5 protein-coding genes are annotated in these 5,344 nt (G+C 73.3%); 1 reads left to right on the top strand and 4 read right to left on the bottom strand.

Annotated features, from left to right (window positions below):
- The 4 genes from HY68_RS25830 to HY68_RS25815 form a co-directional block, all read right to left on the bottom strand.
- A partial coding sequence (locus HY68_RS25830; protein ID WP_041997170.1) for an HEXXH motif domain-containing protein occupies positions 1-1,322 on the bottom strand: 1,322 nt, incomplete at its 3' end.
- A gap of 20 nt (positions 1,323-1,342) precedes the next feature.
- Positions 1,343-1,534: a hypothetical protein gene (locus HY68_RS25825; protein ID WP_041997168.1), complete on the bottom strand. Its 192-nt coding sequence runs from the start codon at positions 1,532-1,534 to the stop codon at positions 1,343-1,345.
- A 101-nt stretch (positions 1,535-1,635) separates the two neighbouring features.
- Complete coding sequence (locus tag HY68_RS25820) at positions 1,636-2,730, bottom strand: hypothetical protein (protein WP_041992917.1); 1,095 nt, start codon at positions 2,728-2,730, stop codon at positions 1,636-1,638.
- Complete coding sequence (locus tag HY68_RS25815) at positions 2,727-3,896, bottom strand: hypothetical protein (protein ID WP_041992914.1); 1,170 nt, start codon at positions 3,894-3,896, stop codon at positions 2,727-2,729. The genes HY68_RS25820 and HY68_RS25815 overlap by 4 nt, the downstream gene beginning before the upstream one ends.
- A gap of 189 nt (positions 3,897-4,085) precedes the next feature.
- Here HY68_RS25815 and HY68_RS25810 point away from each other — a divergent pair.
- Positions 4,086-5,344, top strand: a 1,259-nt coding sequence (locus HY68_RS25810) for a cation:proton antiporter (RefSeq protein WP_078863785.1), incomplete at its 3' end; no start/stop codon positions are given.

Genomic DNA, 5,344 nt, shown 5'->3' with positions numbered 1-5,344 from the left:
AGGGTCGCGGCGAGACCGGACACCAGCCGCCGCCCCTGCGGGGTGAGCACCGCCCGGGTGGCGAGGGTCCGGACGACGAGCCGGGTCTGGAGGCGGCGCAGGGCGAACTGGAAGGGGGCGAGTCCGGTGGGGTCGGCCTCCTTGTCGCCGAGCCGCTCGCGCCAGAATCCGGCGACGCCGGTGAAGGCGTACGCGCCGTGCAGCAGCCCGGGCAGATGTCTCGGGTCGGGGCGCCAGGGGGCGTAGTGGCATTCGTCGCGGTTGTCGCCGAGGAGCGGGAAGAGATGGAGCAGCGCGCCGAGTTTGCTGTGCTGGAACTCGTGGACGAGGGTCTCGGCCAGATCGAGGGCGCCGGGCGGCCGGGCGATCATCATGGAGCCGAACGCGTCGCCGGTGGAGGCGCTGAGCCGGACGCCCGGAGCGGTGCCGGCGTCGGTGCCGCCGGGGCCGGCCGGGTCGTGGGTGACGTCCGGTGACGTCTCCAGCAGCCGTGGTGCCGGGCGCCAGGGGACGATCCTGCTGATCTCCTCGGGGCGCAGTCGCCCGGGTTCGGGCCCCGAGGGCCGCAGGATCTCGACCGCTTCGTCCAGCAGCGTCTGCCAGGCCCGCGTCTCGGCGGCTTCGAGCGGCGCGGGGCCGACCGGTTCGTCCAGGTCCCGGTACGGGTCGAGGTCGTCCAGCCAGATCGGCGGGCCGCCGGGACCCGCGCGCAGCGTCCGCAGCGGAAGCCAGTGGGCGCCGCGCTCGTCCTCCAGCGGCCGGACGGTGACGGTGCGGCCGGCAGGTCCCGCCGTCACCCGGCGGTCCCGGACGACGGCGGGTACCCAGCGCGCTCCGTTGTCGCCCTTCTCGACGGGGCCGGGAAGCAGCATCAGGCCGAGCGTGGGCAGGTTGACGCTGCCGGCGAGCGCGGGCACCCGCAGATCGGCGTCCGTACCGCTGCGCACGCAGGCGACCAGAGCGAGCGCGGCGAGCTGGCCGGCGTCCGCCCACAGCGGCGGGCCCGAGGCGGTGCCGTGCAGCCGCCGCAGCATATGGGCCAGCCAGCTGCCGGCCTGCGGGCTGAGCAGCAGCGCCTCGACCGCGTCCGGGGAACGCAGGGCGGCCTCTTCGACGTACCGCCAGATCGAGGCGGCCGGGCCGCCGAGGACGTCCGGCTGTTCGTCCAGCCGGACGAGCAGTTCCCGCAACAGCAGGAGCCTGCGGGTGCGTTCACTCCGCAGCAGAAAGGCGACCGCCTCGGCCGAGCCGCCGCCTTCGGCGAGTTCGTCGAACAGGCGGCCGGGCATGCGAAAGCGTTCGTACGGCTCGTCCGAGGTCATGGACCGTCTCCGTCAATCCGTCACACGGCCCAGCCGGGCGGGTTCGTGCCACCCAGTGCGTTGCTGCGCGGCCGTCCAATCTCGTCGAGCAGCCGCCGGTTCGGCGCTGGGGCGGCGAGCCCGCGGAGCGCGGCGATACTCACCGCGGTCAGATCCGTCACATCGGATTCGACATGCTCCGGCGTTATGTCGGCATCCACCAGCTGGTCCAAGACGTGCTCCCCCTTCGCGCGCGGCGGCACAAGATGCCACCGCCTTCTCCCATCATGACCACAGAGCACCGGTACTGAAACCCTGCTTTTGCGCCGGGCGATCAGCGGGGGCCGCCGGTACCGCCGTTCAACTCACTGATCGCCCGGCGCAGTTCGTCGCTCCTGCGCGGGTCGTCGTCGAGCAGCGTGACGGCGTCGTACAACTGCCACAGGTCGTCGGGCCGGCGGCCCAGGGTGCGTGCGAGATTGACGAGATCGGTGCGCGGCACCGCGTGCCGGGGCAGCCGGGCCACGATGCCCGGGTCCAGGGCGCTGACCAGGGTCTGCCGCTCGTCGCGGTCGCCCATCATCGGGTAGGCGAGCAGCGCCTCGACCAGTCGCAGCATGGGGCTGCCCGCGCCGGGGCGGGCCTGCGCGCGCGGTGCGGGCAGGGATGTGTCGAGCCCGGGGCCGCGAAGGAAGACGGACGGGGTCTGTTCGGTCACGCCGTCGGCCCGTAGCGCATCCATCCGGGCAGCGACCCGGGCGAAGAGCGGCCCGGGGTCCGGCGCCGCTTCGGCGCCCAGTTCGCCGAGAACAACGTCCGAAAAGAGACCCGTACGTCCGACCGGATCGTTGGCCGCGCGCTGGCCCCGGGTGACGGCGAGCAGCAGCGCCTGTTGGTGGGCGTGCACCCGCTCGCCGGCCGGCAGGGTCTCGGCGGGCAGCGAGAGGGGGAAGCCGTGCCGCTCCTCGAAGGTCTGGCAGGCGTCCACGACCCAGGTCTGCCGGGCGAATCCGGGCAGGGCGTCACTGGACAGCGCCCGCCGGGCGGACTCCAGGTCGAGGTTGCGCCGGTCGGCCTCGGTCGCGTCGGCGCAGTACAGCCGGATCCGCTCGTCCTGGTCGAGTACGCCGTGGCCGCCCCACCAGATCCACAGCGCGTCACCGCGCAGCGCGGGCAGTTCACCGACGAGGGCCCGCCGCAGGGCGGCGTGGTCGGCGGGGCGGTACGCGACGCCGGGGTCGTAGCCGCCGGCCGGGGCGAGATGCAGCAGGATGTTGTGTTCCGGCACACCCGCCGCGCGCAGCCAGGCGCGGAACCGCACCGCGTCCCTGGCGGGCCCCGGCAGTGTCCAGGTGTCGCCTGCCGCGTACCGCTCGATCCCGACGACCAGGGCGAAGACACGTGCGGGGGCGACTGCCGTGTCCGTCACGGCAGTTGCTCCGCGATGGCGGTGTAGACGGCCGGGTCGGACCAGTAGGCGCTGTGCGCCGCGGGGAAGGGCTGGCGGTTGTCGGTCTCGACGTCGGTGACCCGGCCGGGGAAGACGGGAGCGCCGATGTAGCCGAGCAGGTCCCTGCGGTCGTGGAGGTTGAGCCAGGCCGGCACGTGTGCGGGGAGCGGGTCGGGGTGGTCGAGTCCGGGCAGCGCGCCGGTCTCGTACAGGAACGGTGCCTGCGACCCGACGGTCACCAGCAGTTCGACGCCCGGCAGCGGTCCGGCCAGCAGGGTGTCGAGGGCGATGATCCCGCCGAGGCTGTGGCCGAGCAGCACGACGGGCGGCGCCAGTTCGGCCACCAGCTGCCGCAGCCCGTGCCGCATCGGCTCGCCGCGGGCGAGATAGCGCAGGATGTCACCGGCCGCCGGGTGTGCGGCTTCGGTGAGGGCGCGTCTGCGGCGTACGACGTAGTGTGACCCGGCGCGTATCACGGGACGCCCGAGCAGCTTCAGCACGGGACCGCGCTCGGTGCCCTGCGGGGGCGCACCGAGCGCGCGGGCCAGCCGCTCGACCGTCGCGTCGCGGGTGTCGCCGTCGCAGACGACCGGCAGATCCGCTTCGAGTGCGCCGCCGATGACGGTGGCGGCGAGGGCCCTGGCGAGGGTCGCGGCCAGGGTGCCGGCGTCGAGTGCCCGGGCGGCCGCGGGCAGCAGCGGGTCACGGGCGAGGGCGCGGGCGGCCTCGTCGAGCCCCGGACCGATCTCATCGAACTCCCCTGCTTGGGAGGCGAGTTGACCGAGCAGGGCCCGCGGCCGCTCGTCCGGGAACGCGGCTCCGGGTGGTGTCACGACCGTGCCGGACCCGGCTGCGGCGAGGGCCAGTTCCGACGTCGGCTCGCGGTACAGCCGCGCCCAGGCTTCGGCCTCCTCGTCCGCCCGGTCGGCGGGGGCGCGCGGATCACGGCTGTCAGCGCCCCTGCCCGGCCCCGGGATGCTCGCACCGCCCGAACCCAGCCGCGCACCGTGCGGTGTGCCCCAGTCGTACGGCACGACACGCGCGGCAGGAGCCAACGGGCCGAGCCCGTGGGCGATTCTGGTACAGAGATCCGTGAAGTGCGGTTCCCTTATCCCGGTACCGTGAACGAAGACCACAGATGTCATGAACCGCCCCGCCGTCGGCTGCCGTCACCGCGCTGCCCGAACCACTGTTCACCTGCATGAATCAGCGTCAAATTATCAGTACTCTCGCGGAGATACCGCTGCTTTCCGTATCTGCGCGAGCACGTCGGGCTTTCGTACGGCCGGGGGCGGGGCACGCTTCCGGCAAGGGACCGAACCAGGGGGTACCCCATGAACCCAGATGTGATGATCACTCATCTCGTCGGTGCGTCCGCGCTGATCGTGCTGGTGGCCCATCTGGCGGGCTGGGCGGCGCGGCGCGTCGGACAGCCGTACATCGTCGGCCAGTTAGTCGCCGGCATCGCCCTCGGTCCCTCGCTGCTCGGTGAGATCTCCCCTTCGCTGCGGGCCACGGTGTTTCCCCCCGCCATCGCTCCGGTGCTCAGCGGGCTCTCGCAGATCTCGCTGGTGCTCTTCCTGTTCGCCGTCGGGTACGAACTCGACCTGCGCGTTCTGCGCGGGCGCACCCGCGCGGCCTTCAGTGTCTCGATCGCCTCGTTCGCCGTGCCGATGGCAGCCGGCTGCGGCGGGGCGCTGATCTTCCAGCGGCAGCTGCACGCGCTGGGGATGCCCCGGCATCTCCCGGTGGCGTCGGTGCTGTTCCTCGGTGTCGCCCTGTCGATCACGGCGGTTCCCGTGCTGACGGCGATCGTGCGGGAGAACGGCCTGTCGCGCACGGTGCCCGGGGTGATCGCCGTGTCCGCGGCGGGCATGCTGGACGTGCTGGGCTGGACGGTCCTGGCGGGCACGATGCTGCCGACGGCCCCGGACGGCGCCCTGTCCTGGCAGGTACGGCTCGGCCTCGCGGCCGCCTTCGTCACGGCGATGCTGCTCGGGGGCCGGCGGCTGCTGCTGGCGGCCCTCTGGCGGATCCAGCTCGATCCGTCGCTGCGGCTCGCCCTGCTGGTGGGCTTCGCCCTCGCCTCCGCGTGGGTGACCAACGCGCTGGGGCTGCATGTCATCTTCGGCGCACTGCTCGCCGGGGTGGTGGTGCCGCGTGAGCGGGGCGGCACACTCGACGCGGACCTGGTGCGCCCGTTGAACGAGATCAGCTCGCTGCTGCTGCCGTTCTTCTTCGTGGTGTCGGGCCAGGCGGTCGCCGTGGGCGGTCTCGACGGCGCGGGCCTGGTCACACTGGTCGCCGTGACCGTGCTGGGCATGGCGGTGAAGATCGGCAGCGGCACGGTGACCGCGCGGCTCAGCGGCCTCGACAAGCACGACGCGCGGACCGTCGGGGTGCTGCTGAGCACCCGGGGCCTCACCGAACTGATCGCGCTCAGCGCCGGGCTCCAGGCGGGCCTGCTGAGCCGGCGGCTCTACACGATCCTGGTGTTCATGGCGCTCGCCACGACGCTGCTGACCCAGCCGCTGCTGAAGCTGGTGCGGCGGCTGCGCCTGCGGGAGCGGGGCGCCGGGGCCGACGGTCCCCA

This window comes from Streptomyces sp. AcH 505, from assembly GCF_000818175.1.
In the GTDB taxonomy this organism is placed as follows: domain Bacteria; phylum Actinomycetota; class Actinomycetes; order Streptomycetales; family Streptomycetaceae; genus Streptomyces.
Note: the sequence above shows the minus strand (reverse complement) of the source record. Positions and strands in the feature narration are given on the sequence as shown.

What these genes read in the sequence shown, in the direction of transcription:
- HY68_RS25815 (WP_041992914.1), bottom strand. Translation starts at nt 3,896, where the DNA reads ATGACATCTGTGGTCTTCGTTCACGGTACCGGGATAAGGGAACCGCAC.